Genomic DNA, 20,400 nt, shown 5'->3' with positions numbered 1-20,400 from the left:
CCATATAAAGCTTCATCCATATAGATTTAAAGATACCATATTATCTTACAAAAGGAAAAAGTGAGCCTCTAAGCTCACCGTTTCTTTACTGCTGCGTCTCTTCTTTATAGTCGCAATTGGAACATTGAACCTGTACACCCTTTTTCAATTTCTTCTCAATTAAGAGATGATCGCATTTAGGGCACTTTCTGTCAATCGGTTTATCCCATGAAAGGAATTCACAGTTCGGATATTGATCACAGCCGTAAAAAATCCGTTTTTTCTTGCTTTTTCTCTCAATGATGTTTCCTTCCTTACAATCAGGGCACTTTACCCCGATCTCTTTAACAATAGGTTTTGTGTTTCGGCAGTCAGGAAAGTTGCTGCATGCCATGAATTTCCCGTATCGGCCCATTTTAAATACCATCGGATGACCGCAGTTTTCGCAGTCTTCGCCGGCGGGTTCATCTTTGATTTCCACTTTTTCCATTTCTTCTTCTGCTTTTTCAAGATGCTTTTCAAAGCCTTTATAGAACTGGTCAATAATGGTCACCCATTTTTCCTTGCCATCTTCCACATAGTCCAGGTCACGTTCCATGTTTGCGGTGAACTCGACATCAATGATTTCAGGGAAGAATTCAGAAACAAGTTCTGATACAATTTCGCCAAGCTCTGTCGGGATGAAGCGCTTGTTGTCCAGGCTTACATATCCCCTTCTTTGAATTGTATCCAATGTTGGTGCATATGTTGAAGGCCGTCCTATGCCTAATTCTTCGAGCGTCTTCACTAACCGTGCTTCCGTGTAGCGGGGCGGCGGCTGGGTAAAGTGCTGCTTGGGATCAATGTCCTCATAGCTTACAATGTCACCTTCGGAAAGGGAAGGAAGCATATTTTCCTTCTCTTCCTTCTGATCATCGGATCCTTCAACATAAACTTTCATAAAGCCTGGGAATTTGACCTTTGAACCATTGGCACGGAAATAAACTTCTCCATTAACAACATCTACACTCATTGTATCCATTACAGCAGAAGACATTTGACTTGCAACAAAACGTTCCCATATCAGTTTATATAACCTGAGTTGATCTCTTGATAGATATTCCTTCATCGTCGCCGGATCTCTCAATGTTGAAGTAGGACGGACCGCTTCATGGGCATCCTGCGATTTTTGACCCTTTTTCTCTTTTCTTTCCTCGCTCTTGGTGTATTCACTGCCATACTTTTCAATGATGTAATCGGATGCTTCCTTTTGTGCAATGTCTGAAATACGGGTGGAGTCTGTTCTCATATATGTGATCAGACCGACAGTGCCTTCTTTTCCAATCTCGATTCCTTCATATAATTGCTGGGCTAGCATCATCGTTTTCTTAGCCCTGAAATTCAGCTTCCTTGCTGCTTCCTGTTGCAGGGATGAAGTAGTAAATGGTGCCGCAGGATTCCGTTTTCTTTCTTTTTTGGTCACCTTTTTTATTTCAAAGGAGTCACCTTTTATTTTCTTCAGGATATCATTTACTTCCTGTTCGGTTTTCAAATCGAGCTTATTCCCATCAAGTCCATAAAACGCACCTTGGAAAGAGCTTTTTCCTTTTTGGAATTGTGCTTGGATGGTCCAGTATTCTTCCGGGGTGAATTCCTTGATTTCTTTTTCCCGGTCAATGATCAGCCTTACTGCTACTGACTGCACCCTTCCGGCACTGAGTCCTTTTTTTACTTTTTTCCATAGGAGAGGGCTGATGTTGTATCCTACAAGCCTGTCCAGGATCCTTCTTGCCTGCTGGGCATCCACCAGGTCCATATTGATAGGCCGGGGATGCTTAAAGGATTCCTTTATGGCATCCTTCGTGATTTCATTAAATACTACCCTGCAGTCTGAATGGACATCCATATCCAGACTGTGCGCAAGGTGCCAGGCGATTGCTTCCCCTTCTCTATCGGGGTCGGCAGCCAGGTATATTCTTTTCGCTTTTTTTGCGGCTGTTTTTAGTTCTTTCAAGACCGGCCCTTTGCCCCGGATCGTAATATATTTCGGATTGAAATTATCCTCCACATCTACACCCATCTGGCTTTTTGGCAAATCACGCACATGTCCCATAGAGGCGCGGACCTTGTATTTTTTTCCTAAATATCGTTCGATTGTCTTGGCCTTTGCAGGCGATTCCACAATCACTAAGTAATCTGACATTAAATTGCCTCCTTAAAGAGGGAAATCGTTATATTTTTAGTTTCGGTTATATATAAGTCAATGATAGAGCCAAGGAAACGTTTCCATAAGCTCAGACAAAAGAAGAAGCTGCTTGTAATATATCTGTTGCAAAATGTATAACAGATTGAGAAGAATTGCAACCTTTTTATACATTTTATACATATTAACCTGTATTTTTCAAAAAATCCGGTGTATAGATAGTCTATACTTTCCTTTTATTTACATTTTATACTCATGATGAACGATCTTTAAGCTAGTAAATAAAAAGCGTACTACAATATTATCTTTGTGGGCAAAAATTATACTGAAATTCGGAAATAATATCTTTTGGCGAAGCAACCAGTTTAGCTCCCTGCTGGATCAAATGGTTGCTTCCCTCGGATAATGGGGAGTCAAGCCTACCGGGAAGCGCAAAAACATCCCTTCCCTCATTCATGCTTGTTTCCGCAGTGATAAGCGAACCGCTTTTCCTGCTTGCCTCGGTGACAAGGACAGCTTGGGTCAAACCACTGATTATACGGTTCCGCATAGGGAAATGCCAGCGTTGGGGCTTAGCATCCGGTACATATTCCGAAACAATCAGGTGCTTACTCATCATGTATTCTGCCAATTTTCTATTGGAAGCTGGATAAATGTTTTTCAATCCGCCGCCGATGACACCAATTGTATCTCCATGCATCGCAATTGTCATCCTGTGGGCAAGCCCATCGGCTCCTGCTGCTAAACCGCTGACCGTAACAAAACCTTCATCAATCAGTCCAGGAAGGATGAGTCTCAAAGCAGTTTCAGTATATTCGTCGGCTTTCCTGGAACCTACGATTGCAATTTTCCTATTACTTTCCAGCAGTTCTTTTCTGCCCGCATAGAAGAGCACCCAGGGAGGATCATAAATGTTCTTCAATATATGAGGGTAGCCTTCATCCAATACAGTAATAAAGCCAATCTTATCTTCCTCATACTGTCTTATTTTGTCTGAATGATTGAATGAATGGAATTGGTGATAAAAAGCGTGGCATTTATCTGAAGGGATAGGGAGCATATTCCTTAGTTCTGCTGGGGTAAGGTGGGGAATTTCCTGGGGAGAAGATGTATTTTTCATTAACAGGTTTATTGACTTCCAGCCGATGCTGTCGCAGTGCTGGAGTGTAAAAAGAATGTTTCTGTCTGAGTACATTATTACCTCCTGAAATATTTATTTTGATAGGGGAAAATTCATCCTTCGGTTGGAAAAAGGACTGAATGTGAATGAAGTTAATCATTCAATCCAGTCCAGTCCAGTTTCTTCTATATTAATGAGTTTTACATTTGTCGTAGATACCCTGGTCTTTCAGTACCTTGATTAACGTTTCACCCATATCGGAAGGTGTAGGAGCCACTTCGATGCCGCATTCGTTCATTACACGGATCTTTTCATCGGCAGTTCCTTTGCCTCCGGAGATGATGGCGCCAGCGTGGCCCATACGTTTACCTGGAGGTGCAGTGCGTCCTCCGATGAAGCCTACAACCGGTTTCGTCATATTTGCCTTAACCCATTCTGCAGCTTCTTCTTCAGCTGTTCCACCGATTTCTCCGATCATGATGACAGCATAAGTATCCTCATCTTCATTGAATGCTTTCAATACGTCGATGAAGTCCGTACCATTGACAGGGTCACCGCCGATGCCTACTGCTGTAGACTGGCCGATCCCTTCCTGAGAAAGCTGATGAACAGCTTCATATGTCAATGTGCCGGAACGGGATACAACACCTACGTGTCCTTTAGTATGGATATATCCAGGCATGATTCCGATCTTGCACTCATCAGGAGTGATGACGCCTGGGCAGTTAGGGCCTACAAGGCGGGTCTTCTTGCCTTCCATGTAGCGCTTCACCTTCACCATATCAAGAACCGGGATATGCTCTGTAATACAGATTGCCAGATCCAATTCAGCATCTACTGCCTCAAGTATAGCATCTGCCGCGAATGGAGCCGGAACGTAGATAACTGATGCGTTTGCGCCAGTTTCCTTCTTAGCTTCTCCCACTGTATTGAATACAGGAACGCCTTCAACTTCAGTTCCGCCTTTTCCTGGTGTTACACCAGCAACGATCTGCGTACCGTATTCAAGCATTTGCTTTGTATGGAAAAGAGCAGTCGAACCAGTAATACCTTGAACAATAACTTTTGTATCTTTATTAATAAATACGCTCATTAGTCCTCCGCCTTTCTTATCCTACTTGCTCAACAATTTTTTGTGCGCCGTCCGCCATTGACTCAGCGGAAATGATATTCAAGCCTGACTCATTCAGGATTTTCTTCCCTAGATCAACATTCGTTCCTTCAAGTCGTACCACCAATGGAACTTTAAGCTCCACTTGCTTGGCGGCTTCTACAACGCCTTCTGCAATGATGTCGCACTTCATGATTCCTCCGAAAATGTTTACGAAAATTCCCTTTACATTTTCATCGGAAAGGATGATTTTGAATGCTTCAGTAACTTTTTCGGCTGTTGCACCGCCCCCAACATCAAGGAAGTTTGCCGGATCGCCGCCATAATGCTTGACGATATCCATTGTAGCCATTGCAAGTCCTGCTCCATTTACCATGCAACCGATATTTCCTTCCAAGGAAATGTAGCTCAGGTCATATTTAGAAGCTTCGATTTCTTTTGCATCTTCTTCTTCAAGATCGCGAAGTTCAAGAACATCCTTCTGGCGGTATAGTGCATTGGAGTCAAAGTTGAACTTTGCATCCAAGGCCATTACATTTCCATCGCCAGTCACAACAAGAGGATTGATTTCCACGATGGAAGCGTCCTTTTGGATATACACGTTATAAAGGCCAAGCATGAACTTAGCTGCTTTATTTACAAGTTCTTTAGGGATATTGATGTTGAATGCAATACGGCGTGCCTGGAATCCAGTCAAGCCGACTACAGGATCAATATACTCCTTGAAGATCTTTTCAGGAGTCTCTGCCGCCACTTCCTCGATTTCTGTACCGCCTTCTTCAGAAGCCATCAAAACAACCTGGGAAGTCGCACGGTCAAGGACAAGCCCTACATAATACTCTTTCTTGATGTCACAGCCTTCTTCGATAAGTAAGCGCTTAACTTCTTTACCTTCCGGGCCTGTTTGGTGAGTCACCAGCGTTTTTCCAAGCAGTTCTTCTGCATATGTACGTACTTCGTCAAGACTCTTTGCAATTTTGACTCCACCGGCTTTTCCGCGGCCGCCTGCATGGATCTGCGCTTTAACTACATAAACACTTGAATCCAGCGTTTTCGCCGCTTCTACTGCTTCGTCCGGAGTAAAAGCCACTTTACCATTAGGTACGGGTACCCCATTATTTCTGAGGATTTCTTTACCTTGATATTCATGGATATTCATTTTCCATCCTCCTATCAAACTCTTTCAAAAATAGACTGCGCTTTCATTGTATAAAATGAAAGATTATATGTCTACCAATATGCAAAAAATATTATATTAATTTAAAAATTCAGAAATGATACTGAGTCAAAAACTACTGAATTTCAGTGTTCCTATTTAAAAATGTTATCTTGGAAAAATAAAATAGGCAGCGAAAAAACGAGCGGAAGCTGAAGAACCGCCAGTGTTCTTCAGCTTTTTTGTGCTTCTTTATCCAGTCTGTACAGGAAGGCGAATACCTCGGCTACCGCCTGATACAGCTCTTCGGGTATTGATTCATTGATATCAAGATTTCCAAGCAGTTCAACGAGATTGCGGTCTTCCTGGATGGGGATATCGTTCTCTCTCGCCTTCTCGAGGATATTATCTGCAATCAAGCCCTTTCCTTTGGCAATCATTTTCGGCGCCTGCTGCTTTTCTGCTTCATACTGGAGGGCAATTGCCTGCTTCCTCTTCGTTTCCTTTTCATTCCTCATATTTTCAAATCAACTCCGGAATACGTAACTTCCCCGGCCATCGCCTGGTACATTTTCTTTGAAGATCCAGTTTCTTCAGGACTTTTAAAATTAATGGCCGACACTTTGTAATGCATTCTTTCAAGTCCTTCCCTCAATACAGGAGAAAATGGGCCTGCCAGCTCTTTCAAGCTGGGTGTATCATTGTAAATATTCAAGGTTATGATCCTGTTCTGGACGCCCATATCGACTATTACTTCTTTGATATTTTCCAATTCCAGATAAAACAGCACCCGGCAAAATTCCGGATCGATTTGGCCATTCTCCATCCTTCTGCCTGACCACTGCATCCTGACATCCGTCTTTTGATTCAGCCATGTTAACGGAAATTGATAGATAACATTCTGAAGCGGACCGTTTTCACCTGAGAGGATCGCTGGGCCATTCAGCTTAAAGAGCAGGTTTTCAGCAGCTTCCCTCGCCTCTCCCTGCGGTACTTCCTTCAATAGGGAAACCAATGCAGGTTTCAACGAATCATACAGGGAACGATCTTGGGGATGCCCGGCAGCAAGCTTTGCCTCATGATTGATTCCAAGCCTTGAAGCCAGGTCTTTGATGATATCAGGAAGGGCCTCTTTATGCAGTTGTGGCGCATTGCCTTCGTCATTCACCGTTAATTGCTGAAGAAGCTTCATAGCAGGCTGCTCAGGGTCTGAATTCTGCTGAAGCTGCTGCAATTTCTGCGAAAATCCTGAGATCAATTCTTTTTCCCTGCGTGTGTGTAATCCAAAAAGAAGATTGAACCTTTCCCTTTCACTTAATGGCGGCATTAATCCTTTCTGAGAAAGGATGCTGTCCCCCTCAGAAAATAGCGCTGCGGCTGTTTTCAATAGTTCCTGATTCGCCATTTTTCCAGACTCCATACTTTTTAAAACTGTATGGATTTCTTTGATATAAGTCAGGAATCTTTCATCAGGTGCAGGATTCCCACCCACCAGCTCCAGCAAGCTTATCAGTTTATCTTTTATTTGGGAAAGGGGAGGGCTGCTGTTCAAAAACCCAGCAGCAGGCTGAGTGTTTATCAATTCCTTAACCGGCAAGGGTTTTCCTTCCGCCAAGACGCTCTCTTCCGGAATAAGTCCCAGTGATTGCAGGAGCTTAAAAGCGGAGGACTTCTGTGCGTTTCCCGGATCACTACTACTCAGCATTTCTGAAGACCGATGGGCAGCTTTTTGAAGGAGATTGGCAGTTTCACTTTCATTCATATTGCTTATGATTCCAAGAACTTTTTCAGCGGCCGGTGACTTAGGTCCATTTGTTAGAAGTACAGTCTCCACATCACTAAGCATCTTCGACATGGGTTCCATGCTTTTTCCATGAAGATAAGAAAAATACAACGGTTTGGAAACTGGAAGCCCGCCTTCCTTTATTTTCATGAGGGCTTCTATTCCCGCCTGCTTGTCCTGGGTGCTTGCGAGCAAATCACTTATCAAAGTAAGTTCTGTTCTGTTGAAAGACAACGAGCTTTTCATCAGAAGAGATAATACTTCCTTCATATTTCCTGCCCTTGGAAGCTGTAATTCGCTTAGTATTTTATCCACCAGAGGAGAATCAGCTTCTGATGCCGACCCAGAAATCACCCTAAGTGTAAGCAGCCCATCATTCCCTGCTTCAGCCTTGAGCAAATAATTCTTTCCTGCTGTTAAGGGAGCTTCGAGTTCAGCAATTATTTTCCGGCCGTTATAATTGATTTCAGCCATTCCTTCAGGAAGCAGTTTATTAACTCTTGCAAAAATCATTTGCCCATCCACCAGTTTAGATGGATGATCCAATTTCAGTGAAGTCATATTGGAACTTTGAATACTCCGTTCAAGCATGTAAACACCTTCTCTATCTCGACATAAGCTCCTTTACGGGAGCAAAGGATTTTCGATGGATGGGAGAAGCGCCAAGCTTCTTCAATCCTTCCAAATGCTCTTTTGTCCCGTATCCCATGTTTTTTTCCAGGCCATACCCGCAGTATTGCCGTGAATATACTTCCATCATCCTGTCTCTTGTCACTTTTGCTACAATGGATGCTGCTGCAATCGAAATGCTCCGCGCATCTCCTTTAATCAGAGACGTTTCCGGGTAGGGTGTCCCCAATTCCATGGCATCAATAAGCAAATGGTCCGGCTTCATTTTTATATCATCCAACGCAGCTGCCATTGCTTTCTTGGAAGCCTGATAGATATTCAGTTCATCGATTTCCTCAGAAGAGACGATGCCTGTTCCCCATGCTATCGCAGCCTCCGTAATATAAGAATAGAATTTCTCCCGCTGCTTCTCTGAAAGTTGTTTGGAATCATTGATTCCAAGCAGGGTGAAACCCGGAGGAAGGACAACCGCTGCCGCAACGACTGGCCCTGCCAGCGGTCCTCTTCCCACCTCATCAATGCCGGCAATATATTCATACCCCTTAAGCCTTAACTCTTTTTCAAAGGTACTCATGCGTTCAAATTCTTTCAACAAAACCTGTTGGTGATCTCTTTCTTTGTACCACCTTGAAACAAGCTTCTGGATTCCTTTTCTTTCATCTTCTAAAAAAGCCTGAAACCGTTCGTCCCCTTCATCTGCAATATCCTTTATCATTTTTTCTGCTTCTGCAACTGTATATTTGTTTGGCATATTGTTCTCCTATTTGCTATGTATGAACTAGTCATTCTTTATATCGTCATTAGTTCTCAAAAATAAACAAGCTGATTCAATAAGGGAAAATCCTCCTATGGAATCAGCTTATGGTCTATTTTTCTTCCATGTATTCACCTGGAATATCGAATGTCAGCTTGCCAAGCCGGTCACTTCTTATATCACGTACGATCAGATCTGACGTTTTGTCATAATCGACCTCTCCGCCTGATACGAGGCATCCACGTTGCGTGCCGATCTTATCAAACACTTCCACGATTTCTTCAGGAAAGACAACGATGCCGTACCGCTCTTCAAGGCGTTTGGGATATTGTTTTTCTAAAAACCTCAAACCATACACTGCGATATCCTGCAAATTCAATATAGTGTCCTTGATTGCACCTGTCAATGCGAGCTTATAACCGACTTCCTCGTCTTCAAACTTCGGCCAAAGGATACCCGGTGTATCAAGCAGCTCCATTTCCTTGCCTACCTTGATCCATTGCTGCGCTTTCGTCACTCCCGGTGTGTTCCCGGTTTTCGCAATGTTCTTCTTGGCCAGCCTGTTGATCAGCGTTGATTTCCCTACATTGGGTATCCCGACGATCATAGCCCGGATCGCTCTTGGTTTCATCCCTTTGGCTCTCATTCTGTCAAACTTTTCACTGAGTATGTCTTTAGACGCTCTCACGATATCGCCAAGCCCTGTACCACCCTGTGCATTGACTGCCAATGCCCTGATGCCCTGCTTGGAAAAATAGTCAATCCATTGATCAGTCAGTGCTTTATCTGCCATATCAGCTTTATTCAAAAGAACGAGCCTTGGTTTCTGCTGAACCACCTCGTCAATCATAGGGTTCCTTGAGGAAATCGGTATGCGCGCATCCACCAGCTCGATAATGATATCCACCAGCTTCAGCTTTTCCGTTACCTGCCTTCTTGCCTTTGCCATATGGCCAGGAAACCATTGAATAGTCATACTATCACCTCCGATAAACAAATCTTCCAATAAGGACTATTTGATGACTTCTATATCTTTGACCGGCCAATAGATCACATTGGTACTGCCGATTACTTCCCCGACTTCCACGACACCTATATGACGGCTGTCCTTGCTGAAACGGCGGTTATCACCCATGACAAACAAAGTGCCTTCAGGAACTTTTTCCTGTCCGATTTTTTCTTCAAGTGTAAAACCCTCTGTCAAAAGGCCGTCATTGATCTGTTCCTTATATTCTTCCAAATAAGGTTCATCATATGCCTTTCCATTGATATAAAGCACATCGTTTTCGTACTCGATGATATCTCCCGGAAGCCCGATCACCCGCTTGATATAGTCCTTCTTCTCAGGAGCGTGAAAAACGATGATATCGAATCTGTCAGGCTCTCCTACACTGTAACTCAGCTTGTTCACGATCATCCTGTCACCATTATGTAAGGTCGGCATCATTGATAAACCATCCACGACTATCGGGGTAAATAAAAAGTATCGGATCAGTGCAGCTAGTCCAATTGCTATCAATAATGCTTTACTCCATTCCCACAGTTCATTCTTCTGCTTGGCCACCAGGTTCCCCTCCTGTGTCTCGATTTCTTCCACATTTAATATTCTACAAAAAATAGACACGGCTTTCATCTGATATACCCAAAAACAGGATATATGAAGCACTTATGAAATCTCCATCCTGATCACAATAACCTAAGGTCTGCAGTTTGTCCGCAAACTGAAAAAGGAGCTTGTATCCAAGCTCCTTTTTCATCTTAAAATTATCGAATTTCTTTGATACGGGCAGCTTTACCGCGCAGGTTGCGCAAGTAGTAAAGTTTCGCACGGCGTACTTTACCGCGGCGGATAACTTCAAGCTTCGCGATTTTTGGTGTGTGTACAGGGAATGTACGCTCAACACCAACACCATAAGAAATTTTACGAACTGTGAACGTTTCGCTGATACCGCCTCCGCGACGGCCGATTACCACACCTTCGAAAACCTGGATACGCTCGCGGGTACCCTCAACGATGTTAACGTGTACGCGAACTGTGTCACCAGGACGGAATGATGGTAAATCAGAACGAAGTTGTTCTTTTGTAATTTCTTCGATTAATTTGTGCATCTATTTCATCTCCTTCCACCAGATGCTCTTACAAAAACGATTTATTGCAGCGGAACATCCTAATCGATGACCCGGACAGATTATATCTGAACAAGTCACAAAGGTTATAATACCATATCACTCATCATGAATCAACTAGTTTCTATCATTTTTCCATTCTTTCAGCCATTTTTGCTGCCGTTCGTTCAACTCTTTGTCCTCAAGCAGATCCGGCCTTCTTTCAAAAGTCCTTCTCAAAGACTCCCTTTCCCGCCATTCTTCAATGAGCTTATGGTTTCCAGATATCAATTCATCCGGAACCTTCATGCCCCTGAAATCTGCAGGTCTTGTATAATGGGGATGTTCCAGGAATCCTGATGAAAAAGAGTCCAGAACAGGTGAATCCTCATTTCCGAGCACTCCAGGCAAAAGCCGGACTACACTGTCTATGATGACCATCGCCCCCAGCTCTCCGCCAGTCAGGACAAAATCCCCTATGGAAATCTCGTCTGTCACGACATGCTCCCGGACCCTTTCGTCATACCCCTCATAATGGCCGCAGACAAAGATTAAGTGATCTTCTTCAGCAAGCTCTTCCGCTTTGGTCTGGCTATAGCGTTCACCTTGCGGGCATAAAAGGATGACACGGGGCTTTTTATTCTGCTCCTCCGCTGTTGACAGGGATTCTACAGCATCAAAGATCGGCTGCGGTTTAAGGACCATCCCGGCCCCTCCGCCATATGGGTAATCATCTACCTGTCCATGTTTGTTATCAGAAAAATCCCGGAAGTTGACGACACTGTATTGTACAGCACCTTTTTCTTGAGCTTTTTTTAAGATGGACTCTCCAAAAACACCGTTGAACATGGAGGGAAACAGGGATAGCACATCGATTTTCATCATGATAAGAGTCCTTCCATAGGCTCAATGACAATCTCCTTTTTATCAACATCGATTTTCTTTACAATCTCATCGATATATGGAATCAATATCTCTTTCCCTTTGGCTCCTTTGATAACCCAAACGTCATTGGCCCCAGGCGTCAGAATCTCTTTTACAGGGCCTATCTCTTCGCCCGCTGACGTCTTGACAACACAGCCTATGATTTCATGAAAATAATATTCTCCTTCTTTCAAATCGCCTAGCTGCGTTTCGTTGACTTTAAGTAACCCATTTTTAAATGGTTCAACTTCACTGATGTCATTATACCCGCTGAATGTCAGCAAATCGAAATTCTTATGTTTACGATGGGATTCCACGACCAATTCCAGGGGATTCACTTCCTTTTCAGTAAACAGGTAAAGCTTACTCCCTGCCTGATATCTTTCGTCCGGAAAATCGGTCCTGGAGATGACCCTGACTTCTCCTCTGACTCCATGGGTGTTTACAATCTTGCCAACGTTAAACCACTTTTCCATCTTTATCACCTCTATCGTATTTCACTAATATAACCATCCTTTATGACAATGGTCCGGGAGAGATTCTTTTCTTCCCAATTATCCCCCACTTCCACTTCGACAATCCCCTGCACCTCTTTATCCTTCAGCTCACTTCCAAGAGGCAGAATATCGAGCTGGTCGATTTGGAAATCTGTGAGTTTGATTTTTTCCATCCTTGACTCTATTTCTTTTTCAAAATGGGCTTTAAGATTCCGCGAGGAGTACTTTTGGGTCTTTTCCATCTTCTTCAGTTCAAACCTCAACTGTTCGCACTCTTTTTGAAGCTGAAACTTTTTGCCTTCATATTTTTCAAGCAAAGCTGTTTTGCTCGCCTCGGTCAACACCTGATTAACTATGACATTCTGGAGTATTTTCATTATTTTAGCCTCCTGTGAATGTTGCTTTTTTGCAATTACTAAACTAGCTGCTTCCTCCTCCGGTTGTGCACCCCCGATAATGAGGAGTCCCGAAAGATACAATAGGGCACGCAAGCTTCCGCTCTAAGCAATAGCAGCGAAGAAGGGAGTGGTTTCCAACCTTGAACAGAGTCTGTGTGATCCGCTTGCAGGAATTCTTCCCCCGGGCCTTATGATTGAACCCGAGGCTATTGCCCGAGGTAATGATTATAGCTATAAATGATGAATATTCATCACAATCCAAAACCAAATCGAGGGAATTATCACCAGGCTATAAAATGGTATGTAAAAAGGGAGGTGTATTCTCCTCCCTTTGGTAACTGTCTTATATGCTGGACATTTGCTCACCTTCCAAGATGAAAGCTTGCCGTCATGTCCGCTCTAGTTGTTTTGTTATTCTGCAATTTCAAGAAAGACTCTCTTTTGTTCATGTGATCCAGCTGCTGCATAAACCACTGTTCGAATCGACTTTGCGACCCGCCCCTGCCTGCCGATCACCTTGCCCATATCTTCAGGATGAAGCAAGAGCTTGTAAGTGATGGAATCATCCTTTTCTTCAACATGTACTTCTACATCTTCAGGACGGTCCACAAGGGGAGCCACAATCGTTAAGATCAAATCTTTCATTTGTTCCACAATTACTTGCTGTTTTTAGCGTTGTGGAATTTTTCCATGATCCCTTGTTTAGAGAAAAGGTTGCGGACTGTGTCAGATGGTTTAGCACCATTTTGCAGCCATTTAAGAGCAAGCTCTTCGTTGATATCAACAACAGCTGGTTGAGCAACCGGGTTGTAAGTTCCAACTGTTTCGATTTGACGTCCATCACGTGGTGAACGGGAATCTGCTACTACGATACGATAGAAAGGAGACTTTTTAGCTCCCATACGTTTTAAACGAATTTTTACTGCCATGTTTAAAGCACCTCCGAATAGTTTTACACAAGTAGATATAATATCAGTGTGTATTTTGTTTGTAAAGTGTTTTTTCTTAACAGTTGAATTTTCTTTTAATCTGCTAAGGTTTTCAGATTACATGAACGGGAATTTAAGGCCTTTTTTCTTGCCTTTGCCCTGCATTCCGCTCATTTGTTTCATCATTTTTTTCATATCTTCAAATTGCTTCAGCAGACGGTTAACTTCCTGGATGTTCCTCCCGCTCCCTCTTGCAATTCGTTTTTTCCTGCTGGCATTGATGGTTTCCGGATGCTGCTTCTCTTCTTTGGTCATGGATTGAATGATCGCCTCGACGTGACTAAGCTGTTTTTCATCCACTTGAAGCTTATCCAGGCCTTTCATTTTGTTTGCTCCGGGCATCATCTTGATCAATTCATCAAGAGGACCCATCTGCTTAACTTGTCCCAGCTGTTCAAGGAAATCTTCAAAAGTAAAGGACATGGTCCTCATTTTCTTCTCAAGCTCCTTGGCTTTATCTTCATCGACATTTGCTTGGGCCTTTTCAATCAAGGAAAGAACATCACCCATACCCAGGATACGGGAAGCCATTCGTTCCGGATGGAAAGGTTCCAGGGCATCAAGCTTTTCACCCATCCCTACGAACTTAATCGGCTTTTCCGTAACGGACCGGATGGAAAGGGCTGCTCCACCCCGGGTATCCCCGTCAAGCTTTGTGAGGACAACGCCGGAGATTCCCAAAGATTCGTTAAAGCTTTGGGCAACATTGACTGCATCCTGCCCGGTCATTGCATCGACAACAAGGAATATTTCATCAGGGTTTGCAAGTTCCTTGATATCTTCCAACTCACCCATCAGCTTTTCATCAATATGAAGGCGTCCGGCTGTATCAATCAGAACATAGTCATGGTGCTCTTCCTTCGCTTTCTCGATTGCCTGTTTTGCAATTTCAACCGGACTTACTTGATCACCTAAAGAAAAAACCGGCATACTCAGTTGTTTTCCGAGAGTTTCCAGCTGCTTTATCGCTGCTGGTCGATAGATATCCGCTGCAACCAAGAGTGGTTTGCGGTTATATTTTTTTCTCAGAAGGTTTGCAAGCTTGCCAGTCGTCGTGGTTTTACCAGCACCCTGAAGGCCAACCATCATGATGACGGTAGGCGGACGCTTGGCAACGGCGATCTGGCTCTGCTCTCCACCCATTAATTCGGTAAGTTCTTCTTTTACGACTTTGATGACCTGTTGTCCCGGTGTCAAGCTCTGCATGACTTCCTGGCCGACAGCCCGCTCACTTACCTTTTTAACGAATGTTTTTACTACTTTGAAGTTGACGTCTGCTTCAAGCAAGGCAAGACGGACTTCACGCATCATTTCTTTCACATCCGCTTCATTGACTTTCCCTTTTCCGCGGATCTTCTGAATTGTGCCTTGCAGTCGGTCGGCTAATCCTTCAAATGCCATAAGTGCCGCCTCCTAATCCAATTTCTCGAGCTTGTCTAACAGCTCTTCTAATCCTGACGTTTTAACGTCATCTGTTTTGAGCAACTGTTTGATTTCACGCAATAGCTTGCTGCGCTCTTGAAACTTCTGAAATAATAAAAGCTTTTCTTCATATTCTTCAAGCATCGCTTCGGTACGCTTGATATTATCATAAACTGCTTGACGGCTTATCTCATATTCCTCTGCGATTTCGCCAAGGGAGAAGTCGTCCAAGTAGTAGAGGGACATATAGCTGCTTTGCTTGGGAGTTAAAAGCGACTGATAGAAATCATACAGATAGTTCATACGTGTCGTCTTTTCCAGCATTTCCTCTCCCCCTTGTGTTAAGTGAAAAACCTTTACATAAGAAGAATACAGGGGATTCGGATGAATGTCAAGTGTCAAAAGTGGAAGAGGCTGTTCAGTGACTTATCGCAAGCAGCAGGACCAAAATCCACCATCCGCCTGCCGCTGGAACAGGACATAAACACAGGTAAAATGTTCCATTCCGCGGGGATTTGAGCCGGCCGACTCTCTGTTTCCAGCTTTTTCTGGTCTCATGTAACTTCCGTAATGGCCATTAATCAAGGTTTCTTTTCTTTTCTGGATTTATGTACGCTTTGTGAGGAACCAGAATAAAGCTTTCTCTTTTTTTGCCTGAGGAATACAAGCATCACCTCATAAAAAGCCAGTATACCGCCGCTGAATTTACGGCTAAGACAGGAAAACAAAAAAAACCGCGATAAGCATAAATGCTTATTGCGGCCAAATCAAACCTATTATTTTTCTTCATCGACGATGTTGGCAAATAGGCCGTATACATACTTTTCAGCGTCAAAGGGCTGAAGGTCATCGATTTTTTCGCCAAGACCGACAAATTTGACCGGAATTTGGAGTTCATTTTTGATTCCAATAACGATTCCGCCTTTTGCTGTGCCATCAAGTTTGGTAAGAACGATACCAGAAACATCTGTCGCCTCTTTGAACGTCTTGGCTTGAAGCAGGGCATTCTGGCCTGTTGTTGCATCCAGGACAAGCAGTACTTCGTGAGGCGCTCCAGGGATTTCACGCTCAATGACTCTTTTTACTTTTTGCAGTTCATTCATCAGGTTAACTTTATTTTGCAGACGGCCGGCTGTATCGCATAGAAGTACATCTGCTTTTTTTGCTTTGGCAGATTGTACGGCATCGTAAACAACCGCAGCGGGGTCGGATCCCTCCGAGTGCTTAATGACAGGGACCCCGGTTCTTTCTCCCCAAACTTCCAGCTGATCAATTGCACCGGCACGGAATGTATCACCGGCAGCCAGCAGAACATTCTTCCCCTGATCCTTGAACATGTGTGCCATCTTACCGATGGTCGTTGTCTTCCCTACTCCGTTGACCCCTACAAACAGAATGACCGTCAAGGAATCATCCTGAATGTTCAATTCACTGGAAGCACCTTCATCTCCTTCATAAATTTCAACCAGTTTTTCGGAAATGACGCTTTGAAGTTCACTGGTTTCCTGGATGTTTCGCAGCTTAGCTTCATGCTTCAATTGGTCCACCAATTCCATGACCGTGTCAAATCCGACATCTGCACCGATGAGGATTTCCTCCAGTTCCTCGAAGAATTCCTCGTCTACCTTCCGATACCTTGCAACGAGATCATTCACTTTGGAAGTAAAATTATTCCTTGTTTTGGAAAGACCATCCTTAAACTTGTTTGTTACTGAATCTGAAGATGTTGAAAATTTATCTTTTAACTTCTTGAAAAAACTCACTTCTGAGCACCTGCCTTATTTAGCTTGAACAAATTCTTTTGTATCTTCCAGCCTTACCGACACCAGCATGGAAACCCCTGACTCCTGCATGGTAACCCCGTACAGGACGTGGGCATCCTCCATGGTGCCTTTCCGGTGGGTTATTACGATGAATTGTGTTTCCCGGCTGAATTTCTTTAAATACTTGCTGAATCTTTGAACATTTGCTTCATCGAGAGCAGCTTCCACTTCATCCAAAATGCAGAATGGCACAGGACGGACTTTCAATATGGAGAACAACAGCGCGATAGCTGTCAAGGCACGTTCGCCTCCGGAAAGCAAGCCAAGGTTCTGCAGTTTCTTCCCAGGCGGCTGGGCAACGATATCGACCCCTGTATTCAAGAGGTCATCTGGTGAAGTCAGTTTCAGTTCTGCTCTGCCTCCGCCGAATAATGCCGTAAATACACCTTCAAATTCAGCTTTGATGGCATGGAAGGTGTAGTCGAATCTCTTGACCATCTCAGTATCCATTTCCCGGATGACTTCATGAAGGGTTTCTTTTGCCTCCTGGAGATCTGTTTGCTGTTCAAGAAGGAACTGATACCTTTCGGATACACGTTCATATTCATCTATCGCTCCAAGATTAACTGTGCCCAGCTCCTCGAGGGCCATCTTAATAAGTTTGACTCTCTTCCTGGCCTCATCGATTTCCAATATCAGAGGATAATCTTCTTTTGCCGCCTCGAATGTAAGCATATATTCTTCCCTGAGGTGTGCGAGACGATTTTCCAGTTCAACATCCAAACGATTGATCTTCACTTCTTCATCTTTAAGAGCTCCCATCAACCCTTTATGCTGCCTTTTTAATTCTTTAAGATGAAGTTCTTCATCTTCCACTTCTGTTTGAAGTTTCATTCTTTCTTCCCTGCGGCTGCTGATCAACCCCGCTGTTTCCTGCTTTTCACGTGCTCTGGCTTCAGCATCTTCCTGAAGTTTTTCTTCACCTGAAAAATCGTTTTCCATTTCGCTGGTCAGCCAGTTAAGATCTTCTTCATGATCGCTTTTTTTCTTCTGAGACTGTTCAAGATCCTCTGTTATGCGCTGCAAGGCACTCTTACTGGCATTCAGCTGTTCATTCCGTGCTGCCAGCCTCGCTTTCAACTCACTGATTTCATCTGAAATTTCTTCTTTTGATGTCCTGTCATTATTCTTTTGATCAGTCAGGTCTTCAATTCTGGATTCCATCGTAACAAGTTCTTGTACAATGGTTTCGAGTTCGGTTCGCAGCTCGCCTATACGTATTTCATTCTTGGATTTCTGGTCTGAAAATTCTCCTTTTTCCATATCATACAAGGAAAGTCTTTCATCCATATTTTTCCTGGATAGCTCCAATTCTCTCTGCTTGGATTTCTGCTCCTGCTCGCTATACCTCAGTTGCTCGCCTTTAAGCCTCATGTCCTCAAGCTTTTTTTCACTATGTGAAATATCTGCTTTATACTGCTTGATCTGGCTTTCGAGCCCTGCTGTTTTTTCTTCCATCTGTTTCAGCTTGGCTGTCAGCTCTTCAAGTTCACTTTTCCTGCTCAGCAAGGAGGACTTCTTTTGTTTGGATGCCCCGCCTGACATCGATCCCCCCGGATTGACCACATCGCCGTCCAGTGTGACAAAACGGTACCTGTACCCGGCAATTTTGGCAAGGGCATTGGCACCCTTGAGGTCGTCAGTGATGATGACATTTCCCAAAAGATTACTGACGATGGATCCATACTTGCTGTCATATTCAAGAAGGTCGGAGGCAACTCCCACAAAAGCTCCCTGGCTGCTCATCAAGGATAACTGCGCAGAAGGTATCGATTTTCCTTTGATGACATTCATCGGCAGGAATGTGGCACGGCCATATTGATTTTTTTTCAAATAGTTAATGGCTTCCCTGCCGTGGGATTCACTCCCGACAACAACATGCTGCATCGACGCACCAAGTGCAGTTTCCATTGCCTTATCGTACTGTTTCGGTACTGAAACCAGTTCTGCCACTGCCCCTTCAATCCCATTCAAGGTGCCGTTTCTTGCTTTGAGCACTTCCTTGACACCTTGAAAGAAGCCTGAATAGTCCTCTTCCATCTCCTCAAGCATTTCTTTGCGGGATTTTGCCTGCTGCAGGAATTGATAGGCTTGATAAAGAGTGCTTTCCAGCTTTTGAGACTTGTTTTTCATGGATTCCAAGTCGTTTTTTTCTTTTCTGAAAGCGACCACCTGCAGATCAATTGCATCTTTCAGTTCCTGCAGGCGGGCTTCAACACCTTTTTGATCTTGCTGGATTTCCTCTCTTTGAGCAAGAAACTTTTGGTTATCCTCATCAAGCCTTCTGGTCCGCCCGGATTGTTGTTCCAGCTGACTTTGCAAATACTGAATTTCATTTTTCGCGGCTGCTTGACGGTTTAGTTTTTCAATATAGTCACCTTTCAATGTTTCAATCATTGTTTCAATATCATCATTGAAATACTCAAAACGTTTATGTTTTTCCGAGAGCAGTTTCTGCAGCTTTTCTGCTTCTTCCTTGATTGAATCATATTCTGCTTCTATTGACTGTTTTTCAATGAAGAGCTTATTGATCCTGCTTTCTGATTCTTCGATGCTTTTTTCAAGCTGTTCTCTATTGTTGGAAGCGTTTTTCTTCCTCTCTTGGAGAACCTGCTTTCTTCCCTGAAGCTTTTCGAGGTCTTCACTTGTGGAAAGAAGAACTTCCTGCAGCCGGGTTATGGACTCATCAAGTGCAGCAGCATTATCCCTCAGTTTTTCCAACCGTGCTTCACGTTTTTGAATCTCTGATGAAAGCTGCAGCTCATCCTTGCCATGCAATTCAAAGGAACGACTCAGGTCCTGCCACTGTTTGTGAAGGTCTTCAATTTCGTAGACAGTCACACCTACCTCCACTTTTTCGAGCTCGTCTTTTTGCTCAAGATAATCCCTTGCCATGGAGGCTTGAATTTTCAGCGGTTCCACCTGGCTCTCAAGTTCGGAGATTATATCATTGACCCGGTTGAGGTTCTCCTGAGTTTCATGGAGTTTGGCTTCGGCTTTCTTTTTTCTCGTCTTATATTTCAGGACTCCTGCAGCATCCTCAAAGATTGTACGCCTTTCCTCAGGTTTGCTGTTTAATATTTCTTCTACTTTTCCCTGGCTTATTATTGAGAATGCTTCTTTACCCAGCCCGGAATCCATGAATAGTTCAATGATGTCCTTCAATCTGCATGGCTGTTTGTTGAGAAGGTACTCACTGTCACCTGACCTGAACACCCTGCGTGTTACACTCACTTCACTGTACTCTATCGGAAGGGCGCCGTCATTGTTATCCAAAGTCAAAGTGACCTCGGCAAAGTTCAGCGGTTTCCTGGAGTCGCTTCCTGCAAAGATGACGTCCTCCATCTTTGCGCCCCGCAGGGATTTTGCTGATTGTTCTCCAAGCACCCAGCGGATGGCATCAATGATATTGCTTTTTCCGCTTCCATTGGGACCGACTACTGCAGTTACCCCGGGAACAAAATCAACAGAAATCCTTTCTGCAAATGATTTGAATCCTATGACATCTAGTTGTTTGAGGAACATA

General features: G+C 43.7%; 20 protein-coding genes. 1 reads left to right on the top strand and 19 read right to left on the bottom strand.

What is annotated here, in order from left to right; genetic code table 11:
- Positions 1-85: 85 nt before the first annotated feature.
- The 17 genes from topA to D3H55_RS05600 all read right to left on the bottom strand — a co-directional run bounded on the left by topA (position 86) and on the right by D3H55_RS05600 (position 15,375).
- Complete coding sequence (topA, locus tag D3H55_RS05680; protein ID WP_119545948.1) at positions 86-2,161, bottom strand: type I DNA topoisomerase; 2,076 nt, start codon at positions 2,159-2,161, stop codon at positions 86-88.
- Positions 2,162-2,462: 301 nt separating this feature from the next.
- Positions 2,463-3,356: a DNA-processing protein DprA gene (gene dprA, locus D3H55_RS05675; RefSeq protein WP_119545947.1), complete on the bottom strand. Its 894-nt coding sequence runs from the start codon at positions 3,354-3,356 to the stop codon at positions 2,463-2,465.
- 115 nt (positions 3,357-3,471) lie between these two features.
- Positions 3,472-4,374 carry a succinate--CoA ligase subunit alpha gene (gene sucD, locus D3H55_RS05670; RefSeq protein WP_119545946.1) on the bottom strand — a complete coding sequence of 301 codons (903 nt, stop codon included), beginning with the start codon at positions 4,372-4,374 and terminating at the stop codon, positions 3,472-3,474.
- Positions 4,375-4,390: 16 nt separating this feature from the next.
- Positions 4,391-5,551: an ADP-forming succinate--CoA ligase subunit beta gene (gene sucC / locus D3H55_RS05665; RefSeq protein WP_119545945.1), complete on the bottom strand. Its 1,161-nt coding sequence runs from the start codon at positions 5,549-5,551 to the stop codon at positions 4,391-4,393.
- Positions 5,552-5,781: 230 nt separating this feature from the next.
- The gene (locus D3H55_RS05660) at positions 5,782-6,066 is read right to left on the bottom strand and encodes an EscU/YscU/HrcU family type III secretion system export apparatus switch protein (protein ID WP_119545944.1); all 285 of its coding nucleotides are present in this window, start codon (positions 6,064-6,066) and stop codon (positions 5,782-5,784) included.
- Positions 6,063-7,922 (bottom strand): TP0910 N-terminal domain-containing protein, encoded by a 1,860-nt coding sequence (locus D3H55_RS05655; RefSeq protein WP_119545943.1) that lies wholly within the window; start codon positions 7,920-7,922, stop codon positions 6,063-6,065. The genes D3H55_RS05660 and D3H55_RS05655 overlap by 4 nt, the downstream gene beginning before the upstream one ends.
- A gap of 13 nt (positions 7,923-7,935) precedes the next feature.
- The gene (rnhB, locus tag D3H55_RS05650; protein ID WP_119545942.1) at positions 7,936-8,712 is read right to left on the bottom strand and encodes a ribonuclease HII; all 777 of its coding nucleotides are present in this window, start codon (positions 8,710-8,712) and stop codon (positions 7,936-7,938) included.
- A gap of 115 nt (positions 8,713-8,827) precedes the next feature.
- A complete protein-coding gene (gene ylqF / locus D3H55_RS05645) occupies positions 8,828-9,691 on the bottom strand; it encodes a ribosome biogenesis GTPase YlqF (protein ID WP_119545941.1) in 864 nt (287 codons plus the stop codon).
- A 36-nt stretch (positions 9,692-9,727) separates the two neighbouring features.
- Positions 9,728-10,279 carry a signal peptidase I gene (lepB, locus tag D3H55_RS05640; protein ID WP_119545940.1) on the bottom strand — a complete coding sequence of 184 codons (552 nt, stop codon included), beginning with the start codon at positions 10,277-10,279 and terminating at the stop codon, positions 9,728-9,730.
- Positions 10,280-10,479: 200 nt separating this feature from the next.
- Positions 10,480-10,824, bottom strand: a complete 345-nt coding sequence (rplS, locus tag D3H55_RS05635) for a 50S ribosomal protein L19 (RefSeq protein WP_113929873.1) — start codon at positions 10,822-10,824, stop codon at positions 10,480-10,482.
- A gap of 135 nt (positions 10,825-10,959) precedes the next feature.
- Positions 10,960-11,703 carry a tRNA (guanosine(37)-N1)-methyltransferase TrmD gene (gene trmD, locus D3H55_RS05630; protein ID WP_136035645.1) on the bottom strand — a complete coding sequence of 248 codons (744 nt, stop codon included), beginning with the start codon at positions 11,701-11,703 and terminating at the stop codon, positions 10,960-10,962.
- Complete coding sequence (gene rimM / locus D3H55_RS05625) at positions 11,703-12,221, bottom strand: ribosome maturation factor RimM (protein ID WP_119545938.1); 519 nt, start codon at positions 12,219-12,221, stop codon at positions 11,703-11,705. The genes trmD and rimM overlap by 1 nt, the downstream gene beginning before the upstream one ends.
- A gap of 11 nt (positions 12,222-12,232) precedes the next feature.
- Entirely contained in the window at positions 12,233-12,619 is a 387-nt protein-coding gene (locus tag D3H55_RS05620) for a YlqD family protein (protein WP_119545937.1), read from the bottom strand.
- A gap of 432 nt (positions 12,620-13,051) precedes the next feature.
- Entirely contained in the window at positions 13,052-13,285 is a 234-nt protein-coding gene (locus tag D3H55_RS05615; protein ID WP_119546010.1) for a KH domain-containing protein, read from the bottom strand.
- Positions 13,286-13,296: 11 nt separating this feature from the next.
- Entirely contained in the window at positions 13,297-13,569 is a 273-nt protein-coding gene (gene rpsP, locus D3H55_RS05610; RefSeq protein WP_119545936.1) for a 30S ribosomal protein S16, read from the bottom strand.
- A 117-nt stretch (positions 13,570-13,686) separates the two neighbouring features.
- Complete coding sequence (ffh, locus tag D3H55_RS05605) at positions 13,687-15,030, bottom strand: signal recognition particle protein (protein ID WP_119545935.1); 1,344 nt, start codon at positions 15,028-15,030, stop codon at positions 13,687-13,689.
- A 12-nt stretch (positions 15,031-15,042) separates the two neighbouring features.
- On the bottom strand, positions 15,043-15,375 hold the full coding sequence (locus tag D3H55_RS05600) for a putative DNA-binding protein (RefSeq protein ID WP_119545934.1): 333 nt from the start codon (positions 15,373-15,375) through the stop codon (positions 15,043-15,045).
- A 60-nt stretch (positions 15,376-15,435) separates the two neighbouring features.
- Here D3H55_RS05600 and D3H55_RS25175 point away from each other — a divergent pair, with 60 nt between their 5' ends.
- Positions 15,436-15,570, top strand: a complete 135-nt coding sequence (locus D3H55_RS25175; protein ID WP_276310205.1) for a hypothetical protein — start codon at positions 15,436-15,438, stop codon at positions 15,568-15,570.
- Positions 15,571-15,827: 257 nt separating this feature from the next.
- Here the strand turns inward: D3H55_RS25175 and ftsY are convergent, their stop codons facing one another.
- A complete protein-coding gene (gene ftsY, locus D3H55_RS05595; RefSeq protein ID WP_119545933.1) occupies positions 15,828-16,814 on the bottom strand; it encodes a signal recognition particle-docking protein FtsY in 987 nt (328 codons plus the stop codon).
- Between the two features lie 15 nt (positions 16,815-16,829).
- Positions 16,830-20,399, bottom strand: coding sequence for a chromosome segregation protein SMC (gene smc / locus D3H55_RS05590; protein ID WP_119545932.1), 3,570 nt, complete (start codon positions 20,397-20,399; stop codon positions 16,830-16,832).
- Position 20,400 lies beyond the last annotated feature (1 nt).

Source organism: Bacillus salacetis, from assembly GCF_003581585.1.
Classification (GTDB): domain Bacteria; phylum Bacillota; class Bacilli; order Bacillales; family Bacillaceae_B; genus Rossellomorea; species Rossellomorea salacetis.
This window is presented reverse-complemented; position numbering and strand designations above follow the sequence as displayed.

What these genes read in the sequence shown, in the direction of transcription:
- topA (WP_119545948.1), bottom strand. Translation starts at nt 2,161, where the DNA reads ATGTCAGATTACTTAGTGATTGTGGAATCGCCTGCAAAGGCCAAGACA.
- dprA (WP_119545947.1), bottom strand. Translation starts at nt 3,356, where the DNA reads ATGTACTCAGACAGAAACATTCTTTTTACACTCCAGCACTGCGACAGC.
- sucD (WP_119545946.1), bottom strand. Translation starts at nt 4,374, where the DNA reads ATGAGCGTATTTATTAATAAAGATACAAAAGTTATTGTTCAAGGTATT.
- sucC (WP_119545945.1), bottom strand. Translation starts at nt 5,551, where the DNA reads ATGAATATCCATGAATATCAAGGTAAAGAAATCCTCAGAAATAATGGG.
- D3H55_RS05660 (WP_119545944.1), bottom strand. Translation starts at nt 6,066, where the DNA reads ATGAGGAATGAAAAGGAAACGAAGAGGAAGCAGGCAATTGCCCTCCAG.
- D3H55_RS05655 (WP_119545943.1), bottom strand. Translation starts at nt 7,922, where the DNA reads ATGCTTGAACGGAGTATTCAAAGTTCCAATATGACTTCACTGAAATTG.
- rnhB (WP_119545942.1), bottom strand. Translation starts at nt 8,712, where the DNA reads ATGCCAAACAAATATACAGTTGCAGAAGCAGAAAAAATGATAAAGGAT.
- ylqF (WP_119545941.1), bottom strand. Translation starts at nt 9,691, where the DNA reads ATGACTATTCAATGGTTTCCTGGCCATATGGCAAAGGCAAGAAGGCAG.
- rplS (WP_113929873.1), bottom strand. Translation starts at nt 10,824, where the DNA reads ATGCACAAATTAATCGAAGAAATTACAAAAGAACAACTTCGTTCTGAT.
- trmD (WP_136035645.1), bottom strand. Translation starts at nt 11,703, where the DNA reads ATGAAAATCGATGTGCTATCCCTGTTTCCCTCCATGTTCAACGGTGTT.
- rimM (WP_119545938.1), bottom strand. Translation starts at nt 12,221, where the DNA reads ATGGAAAAGTGGTTTAACGTTGGCAAGATTGTAAACACCCATGGAGTC.
- D3H55_RS05620 (WP_119545937.1), bottom strand. Translation starts at nt 12,619, where the DNA reads ATGAAAATACTCCAGAATGTCATAGTTAATCAGGTGTTGACCGAGGCG.
- D3H55_RS05615 (WP_119546010.1), bottom strand. Translation starts at nt 13,285, where the DNA reads ATGAAAGATTTGATCTTAACGATTGTGGCTCCCCTTGTGGACCGTCCT.
- rpsP (WP_119545936.1), bottom strand. Translation starts at nt 13,569, where the DNA reads ATGGCAGTAAAAATTCGTTTAAAACGTATGGGAGCTAAAAAGTCTCCT.
- ffh (WP_119545935.1), bottom strand. Translation starts at nt 15,030, where the DNA reads ATGGCATTTGAAGGATTAGCCGACCGACTGCAAGGCACAATTCAGAAG.
- D3H55_RS05600 (WP_119545934.1), bottom strand. Translation starts at nt 15,375, where the DNA reads ATGCTGGAAAAGACGACACGTATGAACTATCTGTATGATTTCTATCAG.
- D3H55_RS25175 (WP_276310205.1), top strand. Translation starts at nt 15,436, where the DNA reads ATGAATGTCAAGTGTCAAAAGTGGAAGAGGCTGTTCAGTGACTTATCG.
- smc (WP_119545932.1), bottom strand. Translation starts at nt 20,399, where the DNA reads ATGTTCCTCAAACAACTAGATGTCATAGGATTCAAATCATTTGCAGAA.